At 71.1% G+C, this 22,335-nt stretch carries 21 protein-coding genes; 12 read left to right on the forward strand and 9 right to left on the reverse strand.

Annotation, left to right across the window (positions count from 1 at the left end; all coding sequences use genetic code 11):
- Window positions 1-122 precede the first annotated feature (122 nt).
- The 8 genes from ACFVYS_RS07095 (at window position 123) to ACFVYS_RS07130 (ending at window position 6,866) form a co-directional block, all read left to right on the forward strand.
- Window positions 123-1,580 (forward strand): menaquinone biosynthesis decarboxylase, encoded by a 1,458-nt coding sequence (locus ACFVYS_RS07095; RefSeq protein WP_054238666.1) that lies wholly within the window; start codon window positions 123-125, stop codon window positions 1,578-1,580.
- Complete coding sequence (gene mqnP, locus ACFVYS_RS07100; protein WP_389499630.1) at window positions 1,577-2,479, forward strand: menaquinone biosynthesis prenyltransferase MqnP; 903 nt, start codon at window positions 1,577-1,579, stop codon at window positions 2,477-2,479. The genes ACFVYS_RS07095 and mqnP overlap by 4 nt, the downstream gene beginning before the upstream one ends.
- 157 nt (window positions 2,480-2,636) lie before the next feature.
- Entirely contained in the window at window positions 2,637-3,302 is a 666-nt protein-coding gene (locus tag ACFVYS_RS07105; protein ID WP_389499917.1) for a UbiX family flavin prenyltransferase, read from the forward strand.
- A gap of 138 nt (window positions 3,303-3,440) precedes the next feature.
- Complete coding sequence (locus tag ACFVYS_RS07110) at window positions 3,441-3,896, forward strand: Lrp/AsnC family transcriptional regulator (RefSeq protein ID WP_054238669.1); 456 nt, start codon at window positions 3,441-3,443, stop codon at window positions 3,894-3,896.
- Window positions 3,897-3,970: 74 nt separating this feature from the next.
- Window positions 3,971-5,134, forward strand: a complete 1,164-nt coding sequence (gene mqnE, locus ACFVYS_RS07115; RefSeq protein WP_389499632.1) for an aminofutalosine synthase MqnE — start codon at window positions 3,971-3,973, stop codon at window positions 5,132-5,134.
- A 55-nt stretch (window positions 5,135-5,189) separates the two neighbouring features.
- Window positions 5,190-5,714 carry a GNAT family N-acetyltransferase gene (locus tag ACFVYS_RS07120; protein ID WP_389499634.1) on the forward strand — a complete coding sequence of 175 codons (525 nt, stop codon included), beginning with the start codon at window positions 5,190-5,192 and terminating at the stop codon, window positions 5,712-5,714.
- Window positions 5,715-5,816: 102 nt separating this feature from the next.
- Complete coding sequence (locus tag ACFVYS_RS07125) at window positions 5,817-6,125, forward strand: DUF4229 domain-containing protein (protein WP_389499636.1); 309 nt, start codon at window positions 5,817-5,819, stop codon at window positions 6,123-6,125.
- Window positions 6,126-6,185: 60 nt separating this feature from the next.
- Entirely contained in the window at window positions 6,186-6,866 is a 681-nt protein-coding gene (locus ACFVYS_RS07130; protein WP_389499638.1) for a TetR/AcrR family transcriptional regulator, read from the forward strand.
- A gap of 46 nt (window positions 6,867-6,912) precedes the next feature.
- On the opposite strand, the gene ACFVYS_RS07135 is transcribed toward ACFVYS_RS07130, so the two are convergent.
- The 3 genes from ACFVYS_RS07135 to ACFVYS_RS07145 form a co-directional block, all read right to left on the reverse strand.
- Window positions 6,913-8,658: a DUF4157 domain-containing protein gene (locus ACFVYS_RS07135; RefSeq protein ID WP_389499640.1), complete on the reverse strand. Its 1,746-nt coding sequence runs from the start codon at window positions 8,656-8,658 to the stop codon at window positions 6,913-6,915.
- A 291-nt stretch (window positions 8,659-8,949) separates the two neighbouring features.
- The gene (locus ACFVYS_RS07140; RefSeq protein WP_389499642.1) at window positions 8,950-9,810 is read right to left on the reverse strand and encodes a MaoC family dehydratase; all 861 of its coding nucleotides are present in this window, start codon (window positions 9,808-9,810) and stop codon (window positions 8,950-8,952) included.
- On the reverse strand, window positions 9,810-11,198 hold the full coding sequence (locus ACFVYS_RS07145) for a 3-oxoacyl-ACP reductase (protein ID WP_389499644.1): 1,389 nt from the start codon (window positions 11,196-11,198) through the stop codon (window positions 9,810-9,812). The genes ACFVYS_RS07140 and ACFVYS_RS07145 overlap by 1 nt, the downstream gene beginning before the upstream one ends.
- A 101-nt stretch (window positions 11,199-11,299) precedes the next feature.
- On the opposite strand from ACFVYS_RS07145, the gene ACFVYS_RS07150 reads away from it, so the two are divergent.
- Together ACFVYS_RS07150 and ACFVYS_RS07155 are read left to right on the forward strand one after the other, a co-directional pair.
- Complete coding sequence (locus tag ACFVYS_RS07150) at window positions 11,300-12,658, forward strand: acetyl-CoA C-acetyltransferase (RefSeq protein ID WP_389499646.1); 1,359 nt, start codon at window positions 11,300-11,302, stop codon at window positions 12,656-12,658.
- Window positions 12,659-12,867: 209 nt separating this feature from the next.
- A complete protein-coding gene (locus tag ACFVYS_RS07155; RefSeq protein WP_389499648.1) occupies window positions 12,868-14,790 on the forward strand; it encodes an AMP-dependent synthetase/ligase in 1,923 nt (640 codons plus the stop codon).
- A 4-nt stretch (window positions 14,791-14,794) separates the two neighbouring features.
- Here the strand turns inward: ACFVYS_RS07155 and ACFVYS_RS07160 are convergent, their stop codons facing one another.
- The 3 genes from ACFVYS_RS07160 to ACFVYS_RS07170 all read right to left on the reverse strand — a co-directional run bounded on the left by ACFVYS_RS07160 (window position 14,795) and on the right by ACFVYS_RS07170 (window position 17,193).
- Window positions 14,795-15,340, reverse strand: a complete 546-nt coding sequence (locus ACFVYS_RS07160) for a hypothetical protein (protein ID WP_389499650.1) — start codon at window positions 15,338-15,340, stop codon at window positions 14,795-14,797.
- A gap of 344 nt (window positions 15,341-15,684) precedes the next feature.
- The gene (locus tag ACFVYS_RS07165; RefSeq protein ID WP_389499652.1) at window positions 15,685-16,329 is read right to left on the reverse strand and encodes an NADPH-dependent F420 reductase; all 645 of its coding nucleotides are present in this window, start codon (window positions 16,327-16,329) and stop codon (window positions 15,685-15,687) included.
- A 54-nt stretch (window positions 16,330-16,383) separates the two neighbouring features.
- Window positions 16,384-17,193 (reverse strand): inositol monophosphatase family protein, encoded by an 810-nt coding sequence (locus ACFVYS_RS07170; protein ID WP_389499654.1) that lies wholly within the window; start codon window positions 17,191-17,193, stop codon window positions 16,384-16,386.
- A 126-nt stretch (window positions 17,194-17,319) separates the two neighbouring features.
- Here ACFVYS_RS07170 and ACFVYS_RS07175 point away from each other — a divergent pair, with 126 nt between their 5' ends.
- Window positions 17,320-18,225, forward strand: a complete 906-nt coding sequence (locus tag ACFVYS_RS07175; protein ID WP_389499656.1) for a LysR family transcriptional regulator — start codon at window positions 17,320-17,322, stop codon at window positions 18,223-18,225.
- A gap of 388 nt (window positions 18,226-18,613) precedes the next feature.
- Here ACFVYS_RS07175 and ACFVYS_RS07180 read toward each other — a convergent pair whose 3' ends face one another.
- Window positions 18,614-19,969 carry an MFS transporter gene (locus ACFVYS_RS07180; RefSeq protein ID WP_389499658.1) on the reverse strand — a complete coding sequence of 452 codons (1,356 nt, stop codon included), beginning with the start codon at window positions 19,967-19,969 and terminating at the stop codon, window positions 18,614-18,616.
- Between the two features lie 98 nt (window positions 19,970-20,067).
- On the opposite strand from ACFVYS_RS07180, the gene ACFVYS_RS07185 reads away from it, so the two are divergent.
- Window positions 20,068-21,165 carry a DUF5937 family protein gene (locus ACFVYS_RS07185; RefSeq protein ID WP_389499659.1) on the forward strand — a complete coding sequence of 366 codons (1,098 nt, stop codon included), beginning with the start codon at window positions 20,068-20,070 and terminating at the stop codon, window positions 21,163-21,165.
- A 10-nt stretch (window positions 21,166-21,175) separates the two neighbouring features.
- Here the strand turns inward: ACFVYS_RS07185 and ACFVYS_RS07190 are convergent, their stop codons facing one another.
- Complete coding sequence (locus ACFVYS_RS07190) at window positions 21,176-21,421, reverse strand: DUF397 domain-containing protein (RefSeq protein ID WP_389499660.1); 246 nt, start codon at window positions 21,419-21,421, stop codon at window positions 21,176-21,178.
- Complete coding sequence (locus ACFVYS_RS07195) at window positions 21,418-22,287, reverse strand: helix-turn-helix domain-containing protein (protein WP_389499662.1); 870 nt, start codon at window positions 22,285-22,287, stop codon at window positions 21,418-21,420. The genes ACFVYS_RS07190 and ACFVYS_RS07195 overlap by 4 nt, the downstream gene beginning before the upstream one ends.
- Window positions 22,288-22,335: the final 48 nt, after the last annotated feature.

Below are 22,335 nucleotides of genomic sequence, written 5' to 3' on the forward strand. Positions count from 1 at the left end.
CGGGCCAGGGTAGCGGGTGGCGGAAAACGTTCCCTCGCGGGCGGGCCGGATCCGCCGTGGTGCGGGGGGCGTAGTACGGGGCGCGCGTCGGCGCCGGACGGGCCTCGGCGATACTGGGACACATGGCTTACGACGATCTTCGTTCCCTGCTCAGGGCACTGGAACGCGAAGGCGACCTCAAGCGCGTCAAGGCTGAGGTCGATCCGTATCTGGAGGTCGGGGAGATCGTCGACCGGGTCCAGAAGTCCGGTGGCCCCGCGCTCCTCTTCGAGAACGTGAAGGGGTCGAGCATGCCCCTCGCGATGAACGTGTTCGGCACCGACCGACGGCTCCTGAAGGCCCTAGGCCTCAAGTCGTACGCCGAGATCAGCGAGAAGATCGGCGGACTGCTGCGGCCCGAGCTGCCGCACGGGTTCGTGGGCGTGCGCGAGGCGTTCGGCAAGCTCGGCGCGATGACGCACGTCCCGCCGAAGAAGGTGAAGCCCCAGGACGCACCCGTCCAGGAGGTCGTCCTGCACGGCGACGACGTCGACCTCGACGCCCTCCCCGCCCTCTTCACCTGGCCGCAGGACGGCGGCTCCTTCTTCAACCTGGGCCTGACGCACACCAAGGACCCGGAGAGCGGGATCCGCAACCTCGGCCTGTACCGCCTCCAGCGCCACGACAAGCGCACCATCGGCATGCACTGGCAGATCCACAAGGACAGCCGCAACCACTACCAGGTCGCGGCCCGCAAGGGCGAGAAGCTCCCCGTCGCGATCGCCTTCGGCTGCCCGCCCGCCGTGACGTACGCCTCCACCGCCCCGCTCCCCGGCGACATCGACGAGTACCTCTTCGCCGGCTTCATCGCGGGCAAGCGGATCGAGATGGTCGACTGCAAGACGGTCCCGCTCCAGGTGCCGGCGCAGGCGGAGGTCGTGATCGAGGGCTGGCTGGAGCCGGGCGAGATGCTGCCGGAGGGCCCGTTCGGCGACCACACCGGCTTCTACACCCCGCAGGAGCCGTTCCCCGCCCTGAAGATCGACTGCGTGACGATGCGCAAGCGGCCGCTGCTCCAGTCGATCGTGGTCGGCCGGCCGCCGACGGAGGACGGCCCGCTGGGCCGCGCCACGGAACGCTTCTTCCTCCCGCTGCTGAAGATCATCGTCCCGGACATCGTGGACTACCACCTGCCCGAGGCCGGCGGCTTCCACAACTGCGCGATCGTCTCGATCGACAAGAAGTACCCCAAGCACGCGCAGAAGGTCATGCACGCGGTCTGGGGCGCCCACATGATGTCCCTGACCAAGCTGATCGTGGTCGTCGACGCGGACTGCGACGTCCACGACCTGCACGAGGTCGCCTGGCGGGCACTCGGCAACACCGACTACGCCCGCGACCTGTCCGTCGTCGAAGGACCGGTCGACCATCTCGACCACGCCTCCTACCAGCAGTTCTGGGGCGGCAAGGCCGGCATCGACGCGACCCGGAAGTGGCCCGAGGAGGGGTACACGCGGGACGGCGGCTGGCCGGAGATGGTGCTGTCCGACCCGGATACGGCGGCGAAGGTCGACCGCCGCTGGAAGGAGTACGGACTGTGAGTTCCGCTTCCGCGGCGCTGCCGCAGCCAGGACGCACCAAGGCCTTCCTGCGGCTGGTGATGATCGAGCACTCGGTCTTCGCGCTGCCCTTCGCCTACATCGCCGCGCTGACGGCGATGTTCCGGACCGACGAGAACATCCACTGGGGCAAGCTGCTGCTGGTCACCGTCTGCATGGTGGGGCTGCGCACCTTCGCCATGGCGGTCAACCGGATCATCGACCGCGAAATCGACGCCCGTAACCCCCGCACGGCGCACCGCGAGCTGGTGACGGGCGCGATGTCGGTGCGGCACGCCTGGACCGGCGCCCTGATCGCCCTGGTGATCTTCCTGGGCGCGGCGGCGCTGCTGAACCCGCTCTGCCTGGCCCTGGCCCCCATCGCGGTGATCCCGATGGTCGTGTACCCGTACGGCAAACGCTTCACGAACTTCCCGCAGGCCATCCTCGGCCTGGCGCAGGCGATGGGCCCGATCGGCGGCTGGCTGGCGATCACCGGCGAGTGGTCCTGGGACGCGGTGATCCTGGGCCTGGCGGTGGGCATCTGGATCGGCGGCTTCGACCTGATCTACGCCTGCCAGGACGTCGAGACGGACCGCGAGGTCGGCGTCATGTCGGTCCCGGCCCGCTTCGGCATCCCGGCGGCGGTCTGGGGCGCGCGGGTCTGCCACGCGATCACGACGGCCCTGTTCGTCTGGTACGCCCTGACCACCGACGCCGGTGCCTTCTTCTGGCTCGGCCTGGTGATCGTCGCGGGTGCCTTCGTCTACGAGCACACGATCGTGCGGCCGCACGACCTGACCCGCCTGAACAGGGCGTTCTTCTCGACCAACGGGTTCATCGGCATCAGCCTGTTCGGGTGCGCGCTGATCGACCTGCTGGTGCGGGGGCTCACGGTCTAGGGCCGGTCGGTCCGCGTGATCGGTCCATGTACTCCGTCCGGGTGAACGCGCGGGCGCGGGGAGCGAAGGGGGCACGCGGGCTCCAGGGCCGACCGGTCCTGAAGACCTCTCCGCCCACCGGTACGCTCAAGGTGTGAACGCAGGAGAAACGCAGCGCGTGCCTTGGATCGTGGGGGTGTCCGGGGCGTCCGGTACGCCCTATGCCGCCGCTGTGCTGCGGGCGCTGCTCGCCGCGGGAGAGAGCGTCGACCTGGTGGTCAGCCGGGCCTCGCGGCTCACCCTGCTCGACGAGACGGGGATCTCCTTCCGGGACGCGCACTGGCACGACGACCTGCGGGAATGGCTCGCGCGTGGGGCCGACGGAAAGCCGGGCACCTTCGACGTGGACCTCGAACGCGAGGGCGACCGGGTGCGGTACTGGGCGGCCGGGGACCTGGCCGCCGGGCCCTCCTCCGGTTCGTACGCCACGAAGGGCATGCTGATCGTGCCCGCCTCCACCGCCTGTGTGGCCGGGGTCGCCCTCGGGCTCTCCAAGGACCTCCTCCAGCGGGCGGCGAGCGTGACGCTCAAGGAGCGGCGCCCGCTGGTCGTGGCCGTCCGGGAGACCCCGCTGAACGGGCAGACCCTGCGTCATCTGGTCGCCCTGGACGAGGCGGGCGCGAGCGTCGTGCCGGCCTCCCCGGCCTTCTACGCGGGCGCCACCCACATCCAGGACCTGGTGGACTTCGTCGCCGGGCGGGTCCTCGACGCGGCGGGCGTCGGGCACGGGCTGTACCGCCGCTGGAAGGGCGAGATCGGCGGCGGCTCCCGTCCTCCCGCCTGAGCGTCGGACGCGGACGGCGCGGACGGCACGCACCACCGCCGCGGGAACACCCGCTTCGGGAAACCCGCTTCAGAAACATCCGCTTCAGGAACTCCCCCCCACACTCCTCATCTCTCCTTATCGGAAGGCTTCGATCGCATGGACGCGGTGGACAGGCAGCTCATCCAGGCCCTGAGGGAGAACGGCCGGGCCTCCTACGCGGAGCTGGGACGCCTCGTCGGTCTGTCGGGACCCAGCGTCACCGACCGCATCAACCGGCTGGAGGCGGCCGGGGTCATCACCGGCTACCGCGCCACGGTGAACGCCGCCCAGCTCGGCCTCGGCGTCACCGCCCTCATCGGCATCTCCCTCTCCGACGCCGCCGACCACGAGGACGTGGCGAACCGGATGAAGGACCTCAGCGAGATCGAGGACTGCTGGTTCATCGCCGGCGACGACTCGTTCATGCTCAAGGTGCGGGCGAACGACGTGGACGGTCTTGAGCGGATCATCCGGCGGCTCAGCGGGACCAAGGGCGTGTCCCGGACCCGTACCACCATCGTGCTCTCCACCAAGTGGGAGAACCGGGTCGGGGAGCTTCCCGAAGAGGTGTAGCCGTACGGTTGGTGGTCGGTGGTGCCTCGCAGGACGTCGTAGCAGGCAGTAGGAAGTCGTAGAGAGGTGTGGGCATGGATGTCGGACTCAAGCGCGAGCTGGAGCAGAAGGTCAGGGCCGGTGAGCGGCTGACCCGTGAGGACGGCATCGCGCTGTACGAGTCGGACGACCTGGCGTGGCTGGGCGGACTGGCGCACGAGGTGCGGACCCGCAAGAACGGCGACGTCGTGCACTTCAACGTCAACCGGCACCTCAACATGACGAACGTGTGCACGGCCTCCTGCGCCTACTGCTCCTTCCAGCGCAAGCCGGGCGAGAAGGACGCGTACACGATGCGCATCGAGGAGGCGGTGAAGCTCGCCAAGGCGATGGAGGGCGAGAACCTCACCGAGCTGCACATCGTCAACGGCCTGCACCCGAACCTGCCGTGGCGCTACTACCCGCGCTCGCTGCGGGAGTTGAAGGCCGCGCTCCCGGACGTCTCCCTGAAGGCGTTCACGGCGACGGAGATCCACCACTTCGAGACGATCAGCGGGCTGTCGGCCTCCGAGATCCTCGACGAGCTGATCGACGCCGGTCTGGAGTCGCTGACCGGCGGCGGCGCCGAGATCTTCGACTGGGAGGTCCGGCAGCACATCGTCGACCACCGCACCCACTGGGAGGACTGGTCGCGTATCCACCGGCTGGCGCACGAGAAGGGGCTCAAGACCCCGTGCACCATGCTGTACGGCCACATCGAGGAGCCCCGCCACCGCGTCGACCACGTCCTGCGCCTGCGTGAGCTCCAGGACGAGACGAACGGCTTCCAGGTCTTCATCCCCCTGCGCTACCAGCACGACTTCGTGGACATGCAGGACGGCAAGGTCCGCAACCGGCTCCAGGCCCGCACCCAGATGGCGACCGGCGCGGAGGCCCTGAAGACCTTCGCGGTCTCCCGGCTGCTCTTCGACAACGTCCCGCACGTCAAGGTCTTCTGGGTCATGCACGGCGTCCAGACCGCGCAGCTCGCGCTCCAGCACGGCGCCGACGACATGGACGGCTCGGTCGTCGAGTACAAGATCACGCACGACGCCGACAACTACGGCACCCCGAACAAGCTGACCCGCGACGACCTGCTGGACCTCATCCGGGACGCCGGCTTCCGCCCGATGGAGCGCAACACCCGGTACGAGATCATCCGCGAGTACGACGGCCCCGACCCGGCGCTCCGCGAGTCGCCGCAGCCGATGCGGGTCTGAGGCGGTAGGAGCAGGGACATGGAAGTCAGGGCCGCGTAAGGATTAGCATCCTTCCGTGGCCCTTACTTTCACTCTCGATCCCGCCGTCACCCCCGCCCTGCGTGACGGCATCCTCGACCTGTGGACGGATGTCTCCAACACGGGCGGAGCCGTCGGCTTCGTGGCGCCGGTGGAGCGCGAGACGATCCGGCCGGAGCTGGTCCGCCACCTCGTCCAGATGGTCGAGGGCCGTACCCGGCTGCTCGTCGGACACGACGCGGCCGGCGAGGTGGCGGCGACGGCCTTCTTCAGCTTCAACACCCACCGGCTCCAGACCCACTGGGTGATGCTCTACACGGTGATGGTGCACCCCCGGCACCAGGGCAAGGGCTACGGCCGCGACCTGCTGGCGGCCGCCGCCGAGGAGGCCCGCGCCTTCGACGGCATCGACGCGATCCGGCTCACCTGCCGGGGCGGCCTCGGCCTGGAGCACTTCTACGGCTCCTGCGGCTACAAGGAGGTCGGCCGGGTGCCCGGCGCCATCAGGGTCGCGCCGGGTGACGACCGCGACGACATCATCATGCTGCTGCCCCTGACGTGACCGGCGCGACCGCTCCGACCGTTCGCACCCCGATGCAAGATCGGCACCCCGGCGTGCTTCACTGGATGACGGCCCCTTTTGGAATCGGAAGAGTGGATTGACATGCTCCGCTACACACTGATGCGCCTCGGTGTCTTCGCCGGCTGCCTCGTGGTCGTCTGGGGTCTCGTCTACTCGGGCGTCGTGCCCCGCGGTCTCGGCGACTCCAACATCATGTGGATCCTGCTGCTGTCGCTGGTGATCTCCGCGCCGATCAGTTTCGTGGTGCTGCGCAAGGAGCGCGACCGTGCCTCGGTGCACGTCGTGGAGCGGGTGGACCGTATGAAGGCCAACCTGGAGGCCAACAAGTCCCAGGAGGACGCCTCGATCGACGAGGCGACGCAGCCGCAGGGCCAGGCGCAGACCTCGTAGTCGCGTCACACGGCGGGGCGGGCCGGGCCGGACCCGAGCGGGCCCAACTACGCTGTGTCCATGGGGACCGTGAAGACCAAGCGGATGCCGCGTGCGGTCCGTGAGCAGCAGATGCTGGACGCCGCCGTGGAGACCTTCGGCCGCCGGGGGTACATGGCCGCGTCCATGGACGAGATCGCCGAACTCGCGGGCGTGTCCAAGCCGTTGGTGTACCTGTACCTGAACTCCAAGGAAGACCTCTTCACCGCCTGCATCCGGCGCGAGGCCACAGCGCTCGTCGCGGCGGTGCGCACCGGCGTCCGCACCGACCTGCCCGCCGACCGCCAACTCTGGGACGGTCTGCGGGCGTTCTTCGCGCACACCGCCGAGCATCCGCACGCCTGGTCCGTGCTGCATCTTCAGGCCCGCACGCACGGCGAGCCCTTCGCCGCCGAGGTCACGGCGATGCGCGAGGAGATCGTCGCGTTCGTCACGCACCTGATCGTGGTCGCGGCCCGGGAGGCCCTCCCCCACCCTCGGCTTCGCTCGTGCGGGGGGACCCCCATGGACCCCGACCTGGCCGAACGGGAGGTCGCCGGACTCGCCGAGGCGTTGGTCGGCGCCGCCGAGTCCCTCGCCGCCTGGGCCAACACCGCCGACGGCACCACCGCCCGGCAGGCGGCGGCGACCCTGATGAACTTCGCCTGGGCCGGCCTGGGAAACCTCATGGACGGCCGGCCCTGGACCCCACCGGAGGCCTGAGGGCCTCGCGGTCGGGCCCTTCGCGGTCAGGCCCTCGGGTGTCGCCTCAGCTCAGGTCCATCGCATCCGCCGGTATCAGCGCCGGGGCCTGCTCGCTGTCCGAGGCCGAGGAGTCGGATTCGGAGCCGTAGCCGGTGTCCACCCGCTCCTGGCCCTCGCAGTCCACCCGGAGGCTGACGTGCGTGCCGCCGCCCTTCTCCGCCGCCGTGTGGATGCGCAGCGCGAGCATGTCGGCGTTCGCGATGGTGTAGTCGGATTCCCCGATGTTGGAGGCCTTGCTCGGCCAGTAGGGGCCGGGACGCTTGGAGTCGTCGCCGACGAAGAGTTCCATGTAGCAGACCATGCAGGGCCGCTTGACCCCGGCGATCGCGGAGACGCTGCCCGCCGGCGCGCTCTCCACGATGCGGCGCTCGGCGTGCAGGCCGTCCGTAGCGGCGTCCTCCCGCTTCGCGGGCACGCTCACCGAGCCACCGAGAGCCTGGAGAACCGTGCTGTACGCCTCCCTGCCCTGCCCGCTCTCCAGCAGACGTGAGGACAGCTTCTGGGCGTGCCGTTGTTCGAGCGCCGTGCGGCTGGAGAGGTTCGGCTCGCCGGCCTTCAGGATCGCGGTGAGGAACTCCGCGGCGCTGGCCTTGCCTTCGTACAGGTCGGAGAGTGCCTTGTTGGCGCCGTCCTTGTTCGACGAGATGTACAGCTGGTACCGCGTGGCGGCGCCCTCCGGCCCCTCCTGCTGGACGGCGCTCACGCCCGCCTGTACTTCCTCGGGCTGCTTGCGCAGGTCGTTGAGGTAGTTGAAGGTGACGGTGGAGATCCAGCGAAGGGCCTGCTCCGGGCGTTCCGCCGAGAAGGAGCGTTCCTTCCGGATGTTGCCGGTGCCGTGGTACATCGCGCTCAGCGCGGCGCCCTTGAGCCCCTCGCTCTTCGCGTGATCGGGGGCGTTGTCGGAGGCGATCGGGAAGTGCACGGTCTTGTTCTGCTGCCCGCCGTACTCCTTCCAGCCGTGGTTCTGCACGAGCGCCCTGGTGATCGCCTGCGCCACGGTCGCCTTCTTGCCGCCCCTGCCGGCCCTGGACTTGGTCGCCTCCTTGGGCATCCGCTGCACGCTCTGCCGCTCGCCGGCCGCCGCCCGCTGCACCGGAGCCCCGTGGCCCGCCGAGCCGGGCAGCGAGAGGTCGGGGGCCGAACCCTGCGCGACCAGACGGCCGTTGGCGGCCGACTGACGCTCGAAGGCGTCGCCCGGGTTGGACACCTTCACACCCGAGCCGTTGTCGGTGCCCGCCACCGGGCCCTGCGACTGCTGCCGGACGTGGTCGAGTTCGTGGAACATCGTCTCGTCGTCCACCTGGGACGAGCCGAGCACGATGTGGTGGCCGACGGTCAGCGCGTGGGCCTGGAAGTCGGCGCTCGCGCGCTGGGCGGTCGCGTCGTTGTGCACGCGCACGTGGCCGAGCGACATTCCGTACGCCTGCTCGGCCTTGGCCTGGATGCGCGGGTCCAGACCGCTGCCGCCGGATCCGGTCACCTCGGCCAGCGACGCCCGGCGCTGCACCGCGTCCTGTTGTGCGTCGGCGGTCTCCGCATCCCGCTGGACCGACCGGTCCGCGTGGCCGCAGCCGGGGCCGTGCTCGTGCCGCTGTTCCTCGATGGCACGCGTCACCGCCGCGTTGCCCGCCGAGCGCTGGAGGGCGAGCAGTCCCGCCGCCGGCCCTGGGAGCGACGACCGGGCGGAGCCCCTCCCGGCCTTGGACCGGCGGTTGCCACCCAGGTCTTTCTCCTGGTCCTGCGCGCGCATGGACGCTCCCTTCAGCGACAGAGCCATCTGAACCCACCACTGTGCTCGACGGAACGCGGCCGGGGTAAGGACCTCAAGGGCAGTTTCGGGGGCCGATCGCGCAGGACCACCGGGCGACCCGCCGGAAGCACGCCACGACGGACCGGGCAACCGGCGCCCTGCCGACGCGCCGGCCACCCGGGCTTGGTCATCCGGGTTTGGTCATCCGGGGCCGGTCGTCCGAGCCTGGTCATCCGGGCCCGGCCAGGCCACCCGAGCCCGGCCACCCGACCCCGTTTCACCCGGGGCCGGTCACGGCGTGAGCGGGTTCACCCGGCCGCTCACATGAACCCGTCCCGACTCTCCCGGCCCGCGCAGCTCGAACCGTTCGCCGTCCGCCGCGAAGGTCACCGTTCCCGGTAGCAGGACCGGTGCCCGGAACTCCGCGCGTACCCGTACGGCCTGGGGGGTGCCGTGTGCGGCGAGGCAGCGGGCCACGGTCCACATGCCGTGCGCGATGGCCCGGGGGAAGCCGAAGAGGCGGGCGGTGAGCGGGTGGAGGTGGATGGGGTTGCGGTCGCCCGACGCGGCGCCGTAGCGGCGTCCGACGTCGGCGGCGAGCCGCCACTCGTCGAGCACGGCGAGCGGGTCGGGCTCCGGTTCCCGTGGAGCGGGCGCGGCCTCGGTGCGGTGCCGGGCCAGATACGTGCTCGTCGACTCCCACACGACCGCGCCGCCGTCCCGCAGCTCCGTGACGACGACCGCCTCGGTCCCGCGCCGGTGCGCGGCCAACCGCTCGACGTGCACGGCGAGTTCGTGGCTGGAGGTGGCCGCGAGAGCGGTGTGGCGGGTGATCTCGATCGACGTGTGGACGAGGCCGAGCAGCGGCAGCGGGAAGCCGCGGCCGCTCATGATCCGCATGGCCAGCGGGAAGCCGAGGACGTGGGGATAGGTGAGCGGCAGGGAGTCCTCGCCGGTCGGGAAGCCGCACACCCGCTCGTAGGCCGCCAGCCGGGCCAGGTCCACCCGCAGGTCGGGCAGGACGAGCCGGTCGCCGGTGCCGGGGAACGCGACGCCCGGCCGGGGTCGCTTGAACGGCGAGCGCAGCGCGCCGAGGGCGAGCAGGGGGCCGAGCGACGGAGGCCCGGACAGGTTGGTCACCACGCCGGTCACTACGCCCCCAGCAGACTCTGGCCGCACACGCGCACGACCTGCCCGTTCACCGAGCCGGACGCCGGATGGGCGAGCCAGGCGGTCGTCTCGGCCACGTCGACCGGCAGGCCCCCCTGCGCGAGGGAGTTCATCCGGCGCCCCGCCTCGCGGATGAACAACGGCACCGCGGCCGTCATCCTCGTCTCGATGAAGCCCGGCGCCACCGCGTTCACCGTGACCCCGTGCTCGGCGAGCGCGCGCGGCGCGAGGGACCGGACCAGACCGGCGACGCCCGCCTTGCTCGCGCCGTAGTTCGTCTGCCCCGCGTTGCCCGCGAGTCCGGCGATGGAGGCGGTGGCCACGATCCGCCCGCCCTGCCGCAGGGCGCCCTTGGCGAGCAGCGCGTCCGTGGTGCGCAGCACGCTGGCCAGATTGACGTCGAGTACCGAACTCCAGCGCTCGGCGGGCATGTTGACCAGCCGCCGGTCCCGGGTGATCCCCGCGTTGTGGATCAGCACGTCCAGCCCGTCGGGCAGCTCGGCGGCGATCCGCTCGCCCGCGTCGGCGGCCGTGATGTCGAGCGTGAGGGCGCTGCCGCCCAGCCGCGCGGCGACCCGGCGGGCGTCCTCCGCGGCCTGCGGCACGTCCAGGACGACGACATGGGCGCCGTACCGGGCCAGTGTCTCTGCGACGGCCTCGCCGATGCCGCGGGCGGCGCCGGTGACGAGCGCGGTGCGTCCGGTGAGCGGGAGATCCCAGTCGACAGGGCCGTCGGGCCCCTCGGCCGCGACCCCGATCACCTGGCCGCTGACGTACGCCGACTTGGGGGAGAGCAGGAAGCGCAGCGTGGACTCGGCGGCGGACGCGTCGGTCAGCCGGACGAGGTTGACGGTCCTGCCCCGTCCGATCTCCTTGCCGAGGGACCGGACGAAGCCCTCCAGGGCCTGCTGTACGGCCGCCTGGTGGTGGTCCCGGGCGTCCAGGGGTGCGCCCAGCACGACGACCCGCCCGCTCGCGGCGACCGACCGTACGACCGGGTGCAGGGCCGCGTGCACCTCGGCGAGCGCGTCGACGTCCCGGACCCCGGTCGCGTCCAGGACGACGGCGGCGACGGCGGCGGGGGCGTGGGCGTGGGCGGTGGCGGGGTCGGTGGCTCCGGCACTGGATCCGGTGCCGGAGCCGGCACCGGAGACCAGGGCTTTCGCGGTCGTGGGCAGTCCGGTGCGGGCCAGGACCGGCGCGAGGTCGAGCCCGGACGGTCCGCCGGCCGTGAGGTGCAGCAAGTGGCCGTCCAGGGACGGACGTTCGGCCGTCCAGCGGCTGAGCGCGGCCGGCTGTGGGAGCCCGAGCCGCGCGGTGAGGAACCGGCCGGGGGCCGTGGCGGTGAAGCTCAGATAGCGGTCGGCCATGATGATCTCCCACGGGCTCGGCGCACACCTCGTACCGGGTGCTTACTCTGGAGTAAGGTTACCGTGGGTAAGTCTAGGTCACGGGTGAGGAGCAGGTCGAGATGAGTACCTCGGAACCGTCACGGGCGAGCCGGCGGGTGAGCCACCTGAAGGTCGCGGAGAGCGGCGTGCCCGAGCCCCGGCCGGAACTGCCGCGGATCCGCCGCGTCGCGATCGTCGGCGGCACCCGCATTCCCTTCGCCCGCTCCGACGGCCCCTACGCCACCGCCTCCAACCAGGAGATGCTGACGGCCGCCGTGAACGGTCTGGCGAACCGCTACGCGCTCGATGTGCCCGGCGTCGTCGGCGAGTTGGTCGCCGGGGCCGTGCTCAAGCACAGCCGCGACTTCAACCTCGCCCGGGAGACCGTCCTCGGCTCGAAGCTCGACGCCCGCACCCCCGCCTACGACATCCAGCAGGCCTGCGGCACCGGCCTCCAGGCGGTGATCGCCGCCGCCAACAAGATCGCCCTCGGCCAGACCGAGTCCGCGATCGCCGGCGGCGCCGACACCGCCAGCGACGCCCCGCTCGGCGTCAACGACCGGCTGCGCCGGATCCTCCTCGAGGCCCGCCGGGCGAAGTCGACGGGCGACCGCCTCAAGGCCCTCGCGCAGATCCGCCCCGCCCATCTGATCCCGGAGATCCCGCGCAACGCCGAACCGCGCACCGGTCTCTCCATGGGTGAGCACGCGGCGGTCACCGCCCGCGCCTGGGGCATCGAGCGCGAGGCCCAGGACGAACTGGCGGCCACCAGCCACCAGCGGCTCGCGGCAGCCTACGAACGCGGCTTCTTCGGCGACCTGGTGGTCCCCTTCCAGGGCCAGACCCGCGACCACAACCTGCGGCCGGACTCCACGGTCGAGAAACTGGCCGCGCTGAAGCCGGTGTTCGGCGCCGACGGGCCGAACCCGACCATGACGGCGGGCAATTCGACGCCGCTGACGGACGGCGCGGCGGTGGTGCTCCTCGCCTCCGAGGAGTGGGCCGAGGCGCGGGGCCTGGAGCCGCTCGCCTACCTGACGGCGTACGAGACGGCGGCCGTGGACTTCGTACGCGGCGATGTCGCGGGCGGCGAGGACGGGTTGCTGATGGCGCCCGCGTACGCTGTCCCGCGCATGCTGGAGCGGACCGGTCTGGGCATCGAGGACTTCGACCTGTTCGAGGTCCACGAGGCCTTCGCCTCCCAGGTGCTGGCGACGCTCGCGGCCTGGGAGAAGCAGGGGCTGGCGCCGGTGGACCGCGACCGGCTGAACGTGGCCGGCTCCTCCCTCGCCACCGGTCACCCCTTCGCGGCGACCGGCGCCCGCATCGTGGCGACGCTGGCCAAGCTGCTCGCCGAACGGGAGGGCCCCGCAAGGGGGTTGATCTCGATCTGCGCGGCGGGCGGACAGGGGGTCACCGCGATTCTGGAACGAACGTGAAGATTCCTCACATAACCCCCGACACTGCACATCCCCAGCCCCGGAACATCCCGAAACGCGCACAAGCCCCACACGTGAGCGCCGTACGATCCCCTACCTAACTGGCGGTAACCCCTTTCTTAGGGGCATCCCGGTTGAACGCCTCGGTAGTTGAGGCACGTACGTCATGCAGCAAGCAGTTTCGTCGCTGCACGCCCAGGGAGTCGCCCGTGTCCACCCCGTATCCAGCCGAAGGCTCGGCCTACGCCGACCCCGACGCTCCCCCCACCCTGGTGGAACCCGAGACACGACGACTGGACGGCGTGGTCAGGGAGGCGTCCGTACCGGCGCTCGCCCGCCCGGTGACGTACGGGTCGCTCGCCGACCTGCCCTACGACAACGCGGCCGCCGTCCCCGAGACGGTGGTGCTCAGCCGCAAGGGCCAGGACGGCGAGTGGACGGACATCACGGCCGAACGCTTCGCCGCCCAGGTCCACGCGGTGGCCAAAGGGCTGATCGCCGAGGGTCTCGTGCCCGGCGACCGGCTCGCCATCATGGCCCGCACCACCTACGAGTGGACGCTGCTCGACTTCGCGGCCTGGGCGGCCGGCCTGGTCACCGTTCCCATCTACCCGACCTCCTCCGTCTTCCAGACCCGCTGGATCCTCCACGACTCCGGCGCGGTCGCCCTGGTCACCGAGAGTGCCGCCCAGGCGGCCGCCCTCGGCCCCGAACTCGACCGGCTGCCCGATCTGCACCACCTGTGGGTGATGGAGAAGGGGCATGTGGACCGGCTGATCGAGGCGGGCGAGCACGTACCGGACGCCGAGGTCGAGATCCGCCGGGGGATGCTGGTCCCCGACACCCTCGCCACCCTCATCTACACCTCCGGAACCACGGGCCGCCCCAAGGGCTGCGCGCTCACCCACGGCAACTTCTTCGCCGAGGTCGACAACGCGATCGAACTGCTCTACCCGGTCTTCAAGTCGAGCGGCGAGGACCTCTCCGTCCTCCTCTTCCTCCCCATGTCCCACGTCTTCGGCCGCATGGTCGCCATCGCCTGCGTCCGCGCCCGGGTCCGCCTCGGCCACGCCCCGAGCCTGAAGGCCGACGAACTCCTCCCAGACCTGGCGGCCTTCAGACCCACCTGTCTGCTGGCCATCCCGTACATGCTGGAGAAGATCTTCAACACCGCCCGTGCGAAGGCCGAGGCCGGCGGCAAGCTGTCCTCCTTCGACCGGGCGGTCGGCGTGGCCCGCCGCTACGGCGAGGCGATCGAGACCCAGAAGACCGGCAGGGGATCCGGCCCCGCGGCCACCCTCCGCGCGGCCCGCGCCCTGTACGACCCGCTCGTCTACCGCCGCATCCGCAACGCCATGGGCGGCCGCGTCCGGCACGCCATCTGCGGCGGCTCGCCCCTCGGCCGACGTCTCTCCGCCTTCTACCTCGGCGCGGGCATCGAGATCTACGAGGGCTACGGCCTGACGGAGACGACCGGAGCGTCCACGGTCACCCCGCCGCTCAAGCCCCGCCTGGGCACGGTCGGCTGGCCCCTGCCGGGGACGAAGATCCGCATAGCGGCGGACGGCGAGATCCTGATCGCCGGCGAACACGTCCTGCGGGGCTACTGGGACCCGGCGGCCGGGGGAGTGGTGCCCGCCGCCCCCGACGGCTGGCTGCCCACCGGTGACATCGGCGAACTGGACGACGAGGGCTATCTGACGATCACCGGCCGCAAGAAGGAAATGATCATCACGGCGGGCGGCAAGAGCGTAGCCCCCGCGCCCCTGGAGAACTGGCTGCGCTCCCACCCCCTGGTCTCCCAGGCCATGGTCCTCGGCGACGGCCGCCCCTACGTCTCCGCCCTCCTCACCCTCGACCCGGACGGCCTCACCCACTGGCGCCAGATGAACGGCAAGCACCCGGTCCCGGTGGAGCTGCTGATGGACGACCCGGACCTGCACGCCGTGCTCCAGCGAGCGATCGACGAGGCCAACAAGCTGGTCTCCCGCCCCGAGTCGATCCGCCGCTTCGCCATCCTCCCGACCGACTTCTCGGAGCACGCCGGCCACCTCACCCCCTCGATGAAACTCCGCCGCGAGGCGGTCCTGGCGGACTTCGCCGACCAGGTGGAGGGGCTGTACCAGCACTAGGACCTCACATCTCATGGGGCTGGGACTTGCGGACTCGGCCCCATGGTTTGAAGACCGAGAGCCCGGTGGCGAAGCTCAGGAGCGCCAGGGCGGTGGCTCCGAGGAACGAGACGAACCAGATGTCCTGCAACGGCTGCTCGCCCGTGGCGAGTTCGGTGATGGGGCCCAGGAAGGCCAGCATCATCGCGCAGGCGACGACGTTGAGGACCAGCTTCACAGCGACCCACCAGAAGCGTACGAGTCCCCACTTGGTCGCCAAACCCAGCAGGACGCCGGTGATCAGGCAGGTCGTTCCTGCTATGAGGGCCGACAGCAGGAGGGGGACGACGAAGAAGTCCGCGAGTGCGCGGTATACGGCGGTGCGGTCGGCGCCCGCGCGTACCCAGCCGATCGCCACCAGGACGACGGAGAGGACATCGATGCCGATCCAGGCTCCCGCCGAGACGACATGGGTGACCAGGATGCTCTTGCGCAGCCGGGCAGGGATGGTCCAACGGGCCCGGTGGGGCCGTTGCGGTGAGGTGGTTCGGGCTGTGGAGAGCGTGGTCATGGCCGTCCTGGTCTGTGGATCGTCTCGGGCACGGGTCAGCAGTCGGAGCCTGTGACGGGGCTCGCCCTGCGTGGATGACATGCGGTGTGCGGCCGTCCGGGCTGTTCCTCCGGTGCGCCAAGGACTGGGTCCTCCGGTGCGCTACGGACCGTGACTTCGGTCTACGCGAGCCACAGCCAGTCGGCCCGGTCGTACGTCGGCTCGAAGCCGGCCCGACCAGGTTGCGCAGGGACGGGTTGTGTTCGCCGGGGCCCTCCACGCCGGTCTCGGCGACGATCCATCGGCGACCCTCGGTTGTGGCCGCGCGGAGGCGGCCGGGGCACGTCTTTCCCAGCGGGGCGGGGTCAGCGGGCGAGGGAGACGGCGAAGGGGGTGAAGCCGTGGCGGCGCAGGACGTGGGGGACGACGAGGATCATGGCTTCTGTCGCGCGGGCGGTGGTGATGTCGCCGAGGTCTTCGATCCAGTCGGTCTGCCAGCCCAGGTCCCCCAGGAGGGTGGTGACGGTCTTCTTGGCCTGCTCGTCGTTTCCGGAGAGGTAGGCGGTGGGCGGGACGGTCAGTTCCCCGGGGGCGGTCATGACCGTGAACAGCATGGTGTTGAGGGTCTTGACGACGTGGGTGTCGGGCAGGGCGGCCTGGAGCTGTTCGGCGAGGCTGCTGCCCGGGTGGCACAGGTCCCCGGGCATGCCGTCGTCGGCGTCGTGGGTGGCGTTGGAGACATCGATGAGGATCTTGCCGGCGAGTTCGGCCCGCAGGGCGGTGAGCCGCTCCAGGGCGGTGTCGCCGGGGGTGGCGTTGATGACGATGTCCGCGGTGCGGGCGGTGGTGGAGTGATCGGCGTAGCGGATCGCGGTGCCGTCCGCGGGCGGCGTGCCCCCCTCGTCGCCGTGTCTGCGGTGGCCGAGGGTGACGTGGTGTCCCGCCGCGTCGAGGGTGCGGGCGAGGTTGGTGCCGACGCGGCCGGCGCCCAGGATGCCGATGCTGGTCATAGGGGGTTCCTTGCGGTCTGGGGTGGGAGGGCCAGGGGGGTTCGGGCCGGGGGGTCAGATCGAGGTGAGGACGTCGAGCGCGGCGGTGTGGATGTGGGGGGCTGCGGCCAGGAAGTCGGGGCTGGCCGCGTTCCAGGGCTTGCCGTCCAGGTCGGTGACGGTGCCTCCGGCCTCGGTGACCAGCAGGGCGCCGGCGACGAGGCCGGAGCGGACGTCGGAGAACTGCCAGAAGGCGTCCATGCGTCCGGCGGCGACGTGGATGAGCTGCAGCGTGGCCGGGACGGACACGCGCACGACGAGACCGGCGGTGAGCATGGCGGTGACCGACGCGCCGATGCGGCGGAAGGTGTCGGTGCTCTCGCCGGGCCGGGCCTGACCGGTGCCGATCAGCGCGGCACCCAGATCGTCCTTCGCCGACACGGTCAGGGCACGGCCGTTGAGGTGGGCGCCGCCGCCGGCGGTGGCGGTGTAGGTGTCGCCGGTCAGCGGGAGGTGGACGACCGTGAGGACCGGATGGTTGTCGCGCACCAGGGTGGCGGTGACGCCCCAGTCCGGCATGCCGTGGACGTGGTTGATGTTGCCCTCGGCCGGGTCGACGACCCACCACTCGCCGGTCGGGAGTGCCCCGCCGGCCAGCTCGTCCTCCGCCCACTGCGACCCCGGCCTCGCCCGCAGCAGTGGCTCGCGCATCACGGCGAGGACCGCGTCGTCGTTCGCGTGGATCTCGCCGACGACCTCCTCCAGGCTCACGCCCCGGGCATGGGTCGTGTAGCGCTGCCGCAGGGTGGCTCCGGCGTCCTCCACCGCGGCGGTCACCGCGGACAGGAGCGTGGCGTCGAGGTCGAAAGGCATGGCTGTGGTCATGGCGCACTCCCTGGATTCGGTAGAAGCGGGGGTGTTTCCGGAAGCTGTGTTCCGCCCCGCATCTCGAAGGTAGAAGCCGCGACTGTTAACAACAAGTGCATGGTTTTCACTTGTACAGTTACTGCCATGCAACTGGATCTGAACCTGCTCACCGCCCTGGACGCGCTCCTGGAGGAAGGAAGCGTCCAGGGTGCCGCGGCCCGCCTCCACGTCACCTCCCCGGCGATGAGCCGCTCCCTGAGCCGTATCCGCAAAGCAACCGGTGACCAGATCCTGGTCCGCACCGGACGCCACATGACTCCCACCACCCGCGCCCTGGCCATGCGCACCCAGGTCCACGCCCTGGTGCAGCAGGCCCACCACCTGCTGTCCGCTCAGACGGAACTCGACCTGGCGACTCTGGAGCGGGTGTTCACCGTCCGCTGGCACGACGCCCTCGCCACCACCTGCGGGACCGCCCTGATCGCCGCGGTGCACCGCCAGGCCCCCGGGGTGCAGCTGCGGCTGACCGCCGAGCCCGGTGACGACACCCCCGAGCTGCGCCGCGGCGAGGTCGACCTCGCCTCCAGTGCCGGCCCGCCGTCCCTGCCCGACGTCCGCCACCGCCTCATCGGCCGCGACCTGCTCGTCCTCGCGGTCCGCCCGGGCCACTCCCTCACCGAACAGCCCGTGACCGCCGAGAGGTACGCGGCGGCCGATCACCTCACCGTCTCCCGGCGCGGACGCCTCCACGACCGGATCGACGACGCACTGACCGCACTCGGCCACGAGCGCCGCGTCATCGCCTCCGCCCCCACCACAGCCACCGCACTCCAACTCGCCCGCGAAACCGACCTCGTGGTCACCCTCCCCGACGCGGCCACCCGCTCCGCCCGCCACCAACTCGGCCTGACCACACTGCCGCTGCCGCTCGACCTGCCCGAAGTACCCCTCTACCTGCTCTGGCACCAGCGCCACGACAACGACCCCGCCCACGCCTGGCTGCGCGAAACAGCCACCCGAACCCTCCAGGCCCTGTTCACCCCCTCTTAAGAGTTCGCGGGAGGGGCCCCCGGCCCGGGAGTATGCGGCGGGTGAACGGCATCGAGTTCTTCCACTGTCCCTGGGACGATCGTCCCGCCGCCCCGGTCTGGGGTGTGCGCGTCGACGGGGTCGATCTGCGGGCGCTGACCGCCTGGGCGACGCGGGAGCTGTGGCGGCCGGAGCTCCTGGGGCAGTTCGAGGATCAGGAGCGGGAGTCGGCCGAGGTGATCTGGGGGCAGCACGGCGGGCTGGGCGTTCTCGACTTCACCGATAACCCGTTTCTGCGTACGGCCGACCGGACCCCGCTCCTCGGCTGTCCCTGTGGCATCTGGCAGTGCTGGCCCCTCATGGCCCGCGTCGCCGTGACGTCCGCGACGGTCACCTGGTCCGGCTTCCACTACCCGGAGCGGGAGGAGTGGGGCGAGCTGCCGATCGGGCCGTTCGTGTTCGAACGGACGGCGTACGAGGCGGCGCTGAGCGCTCCGGCGGTGCTGGCGGAGGATCCGCTGGGCCCGGCCCCGGAGTCCTTGGGCTGCGTTGTCTGATCCTTCTCGGTGGCGACGGCGGCGGCGGACAGGAGCGTCGCACCGGCGAGACCGCCCCAGAGCGCGGCCGGACCGTGGGGTGCGAGAGCGGTGATGACCGCCGGGGAGACGGCCAGGCCGAAGCCCGTGGAGAGCTCGAAGCGGGCGAGCGTGCGGCCCAGGGCGTGGGCCGGGGCGAGGACGGTGACGAGCGCGGTGGCGCTGCCGGCGTAGATGATCTCGCCGAGGGTGCAGACCACGGACACGGCGGCGACCGCCGGGGCACCCCAGCCGTGCCCCAGTGCGGTGGCCGCGAGAAAGCCCAGGTAGGACACGGTGAGGACCACGCCGGCGAGAGCCAGCACGCTCCGCCGCGAGTAACGGGACATCAGGACCGTGACCGGAACCTGCAAGGTGACCACCAGCACCGTGTTGGCCACGAAGATGGCCGCCGACCACACCGGGGACGCGTGCAACTGGGTCACCAGGACCAGGGGGAGCGCGATCTCCGGCACGTTGAGGCAGAACACGTAGACCACGTTGGCGGCCAGCAGCGCGCGCATCCGGGGGACGGGAGCGGGAGCTGCGTCGGCGGCTCCGTCCTCGTCCGGGCCCGTGGCCGGATCCGCGCGCAGGTGGACCGACCACGCCAGGGCCGCCGCCGCGAGATAGGCGACTCCGGTGACGGCGGCCAGCGCCTGCAGAGCCGTGGTACCGCCGGCCAGGCACGCGGTGGCGATCAGCGCGCCCGTGCCCAGGCCCGCGTTGCGCAGGGCACGGCCCGCCGCGAGAGCGGTGTCGCGTTCCCGGCCGTGGGCGACCGTGGCCACGAGGGCGGCGTGGGCGGCCGGCCAGGCCTGGTTGCCGATGCCGAGGAAGAGCGCCGCCGTCGCGAACGGCCAGGCGTGCCCCGCCGGGGTGGCAAGCAGCAGCGCCACCCCCAGTACCCGTACCAGCATCGACGCCGCCACGACGGTGCTGCGTGCGCCCCGGTCCAGCCAGCGGCCCACCGCGGGCATGCACACCAGGCCCACGACGATGCCGGCCGTCATCGCGATACCGGTGACCGGCGCGGCCAGCCTCAGCACCGTCACCCCGTAGAGCAGCAGAAAGGGTCGCAGCAGGCCGGTGCCGAGCGCGTCCACGGCCAGGGCGACGGCATAGCGGGGCCCTCCGGAGGCCCGGACGAGGGCGCGGGGCCGGATCTTCGCGGTGCTGGTGATTGCCATGGCGGCAACGGTGGGTTCGACCGCCGGGCCGGGCACGTCGGTTGACGGAGACCGTCAACCGACGCCGTCGTCGGCCGGCCGGTCGGTGATGATGAGGGATGACGTTGAGGATCGACATCAGCGGCCTGCCGTTGGAGCGACTGCGGTTCGCCGCCTCCCCGCTGGCCGAGCTGACCGCGATGCTGCACGTGCTGGCCGAACCCGGGCACCATCCGCAGCTCGCCGACTGGGCCGGGGACGTCTGGACCGGGCTGCGGCCCGAGCTGGCCGAGCGGTTGCGGGAGGCGGAGTTCCTCTGGCGGTCCTCACAGGCGGACTTCCTGATCCCCGCCCGGCCCCGCCCGACCCTCGCCGAGGAACTGGACGACGTCGACCGGATCGACGACGAGAGGTATGTGACCGCCGCACTCGTCACCACCTGCGGCAGCAACCGGGTCCACTTCGGTACGCGGTCGCCGCTCACCGACGCGAGTGCCCGCGAGCGGGCCCTGGACCTGGCCCAGTCCCGTGGGGCACTGCAAGAGGCCTTCGCGGAAAGGCTTCTCGCGGACCCGGCCGCGGTACGGGCGCGGGTGCGCGACACCCTCGAACAGTGCGCCGAGGCCTTCTTCGACGCCACCTGGGCGGGCGTCGCCGTGCGACTCGCCACCGACCTGCGCGTGAAGAACGACCTGCTGAAGCGCCAGGGCATCGGGGCGGCCCTCGCGTCGGTCTCCGACGCGGTCACCCTGGCACCGGACGGCGACTGCATCATCGTGGACAAGCTCCAGGACAAGGCGACCACCGCCCACGGCACCGGGGTCACCTTCATCCCCAGCGTCTTCGGCCGCCCGCACCTCGTGGCCGTCCACGCGCCCGGGTGGCACCCGGTGGTGCAGTACCCGGTGGCCGAGCCGGGTGCGGCGGAGCCGGAGCCGGAGCAGGTGTCGCTGGAGACGGTCACCCTGCGGCTGGAGGCGCTCGCCCATCCGGTACGGCTACGGCTGCTGCGCACCCTGGCCCGCAGCCCGCAGACCAACCGCGAGCTGGCCTACGCATGGGACCTCACACCCCCGGAGGTCTCCCGCCACCTCGCCGTACTGCGCCGCGCGGGCCTGCTCACGGCCCGGCGGGACGGCCGCTACGTCCGCTACACGCTCGACCTGCCCGCGCTGACGGCACTGGGGTCCGACCTGCTGGGGGCGGTGCTGCGCTGACGCGACTACTTCACGGCTTCACGGCGTGGGCGAGGAACTCGGCCCAGGCGCCGGTGGCGAGGGAGAGGTGGGGACCGTCGGGGTTCTTGGAGTCACGGACGTGGATGGTCCGAGGGCAGACGGCGACTTCGAGACACTCGCCGCCTTCGCCACTGCTGTACGTCGACTTGCGCCAGACGTAAGCGACTTCGACGCATTCGCCGCCCTCGCCGTCGCTGTAGCTGGACTTGAACCAGGTGAGGTTCTCGCTGTTCATAGCTCCTCCAGCTTCATCTCGATCAACGCCCGCGAATCCTCGGGCGAGAGAGCAATTGCCCGCATGATTCCATAGCGGTCCGCGATCGTCCGTACCTCTTGGAGGTCGGTGATCAAGCGGGGATATCCCTGCACTTCCGTGTATGCCACCTGCGGGTGCTTCTTGGGTGTCAACAAGTTGAATGCGCCGCCCATGTTGGGGTGGTTCTCGATCCTGGTCGGCATCACCTGGATCTCCACATTCCGCCGGTCTCCTAGGCGCAGCAACTGCTTCAGCTGTTCCTCCCGGACGACCCGCCCGCCGATGGGCCGATCCAACACAACCTCTTCGAGTACGTAGCTGACGGTTGGCGAAGGCCAGCGATCCAGGACCTGTTGGCGTGATAGCCGGTCGGCCACGCGCTTTTCGATCGTCTCCTCGTCGAGCAGCGGCCGTCTGCGGGAGAACATCGCCCACGCGTAGTCCCCGGTCTGCAACAAGCCAGGCACCCCCTGGTTGGCATAGAAGTGCAGCTCAACGGCCTCCGCCTCCAGTGCCGCGTAACTCCGGTACCACTCCGGATGCCGCGTCCGCACCCGACTCATCGCCTCCCGGACCTCGGGGATCGCCTCCTTGAACAGGCCCCCGGCGTCCAGCAGTTCATCCGCCTTCTCCAGCACCTCCGGCCGGATCGTCCGCACGCCCCGCTCCATCGCGGAGATCGCGTCCGGCCCGTACCCGACCAGCTCACCGAACTCCTTCTGCGTGAGCCCCTTGCGCTCCCGCAACAGCTTCAGCATCTTGCCCAGGGCCGTGAACAGCCCTGTCGTCCCGTCGGCCTCCGCCGGTGTCTCCGGCCTGCGGTCCTCCGTCACGTACGCCACCACCCTCCCGCCTCCGTGGTCACGGCCGACGACCCGTACGCCTGCCCCACC

The organism is Streptomyces sp. NPDC058295, from assembly GCF_042880655.1.
Lineage (GTDB): Bacteria > Actinomycetota > Actinomycetes > Streptomycetales > Streptomycetaceae > Streptomyces > Streptomyces coriariae.

Bases quoted from the DNA above. Each gene is read 5' to 3' on its own strand.
- ACFVYS_RS07095 (WP_054238666.1), top strand. From the start codon at position 123: ATGGCTTACGACGATCTTCGTTCCCTGCTCAGGGCACTGGAACGCGAA.
- ACFVYS_RS07110 (WP_054238669.1), top strand. From the start codon at position 3,441: ATGGACGCGGTGGACAGGCAGCTCATCCAGGCCCTGAGGGAGAACGGC.
- mqnE (WP_389499632.1), top strand. From the start codon at position 3,971: ATGGATGTCGGACTCAAGCGCGAGCTGGAGCAGAAGGTCAGGGCCGGT.
- ACFVYS_RS07125 (WP_389499636.1), top strand. From the start codon at position 5,817: ATGCTCCGCTACACACTGATGCGCCTCGGTGTCTTCGCCGGCTGCCTC.
- ACFVYS_RS07130 (WP_389499638.1), top strand. From the start codon at position 6,186: ATGGGGACCGTGAAGACCAAGCGGATGCCGCGTGCGGTCCGTGAGCAG.
- ACFVYS_RS07135 (WP_389499640.1), bottom strand. From the start codon at position 8,658: ATGCGCGCGCAGGACCAGGAGAAAGACCTGGGTGGCAACCGCCGGTCC.
- ACFVYS_RS07145 (WP_389499644.1), bottom strand. From the start codon at position 11,198: ATGGCCGACCGCTATCTGAGCTTCACCGCCACGGCCCCCGGCCGGTTC.
- ACFVYS_RS07150 (WP_389499646.1), top strand. From the start codon at position 11,300: ATGAGTACCTCGGAACCGTCACGGGCGAGCCGGCGGGTGAGCCACCTG.
- ACFVYS_RS07160 (WP_389499650.1), bottom strand. From the start codon at position 15,340: ATGACCACGCTCTCCACAGCCCGAACCACCTCACCGCAACGGCCCCAC.
- ACFVYS_RS07165 (WP_389499652.1), bottom strand. From the start codon at position 16,329: ATGACCAGCATCGGCATCCTGGGCGCCGGCCGCGTCGGCACCAACCTC.
- ACFVYS_RS07170 (WP_389499654.1), bottom strand. From the start codon at position 17,193: ATGACCACAGCCATGCCTTTCGACCTCGACGCCACGCTCCTGTCCGCG.
- ACFVYS_RS07175 (WP_389499656.1), top strand. From the start codon at position 17,320: ATGCAACTGGATCTGAACCTGCTCACCGCCCTGGACGCGCTCCTGGAG.
- ACFVYS_RS07180 (WP_389499658.1), bottom strand. From the start codon at position 19,969: ATGGCAATCACCAGCACCGCGAAGATCCGGCCCCGCGCCCTCGTCCGG.
- ACFVYS_RS07185 (WP_389499659.1), top strand. From the start codon at position 20,068: ATGACGTTGAGGATCGACATCAGCGGCCTGCCGTTGGAGCGACTGCGG.
- ACFVYS_RS07190 (WP_389499660.1), bottom strand. From the start codon at position 21,421: ATGAACAGCGAGAACCTCACCTGGTTCAAGTCCAGCTACAGCGACGGC.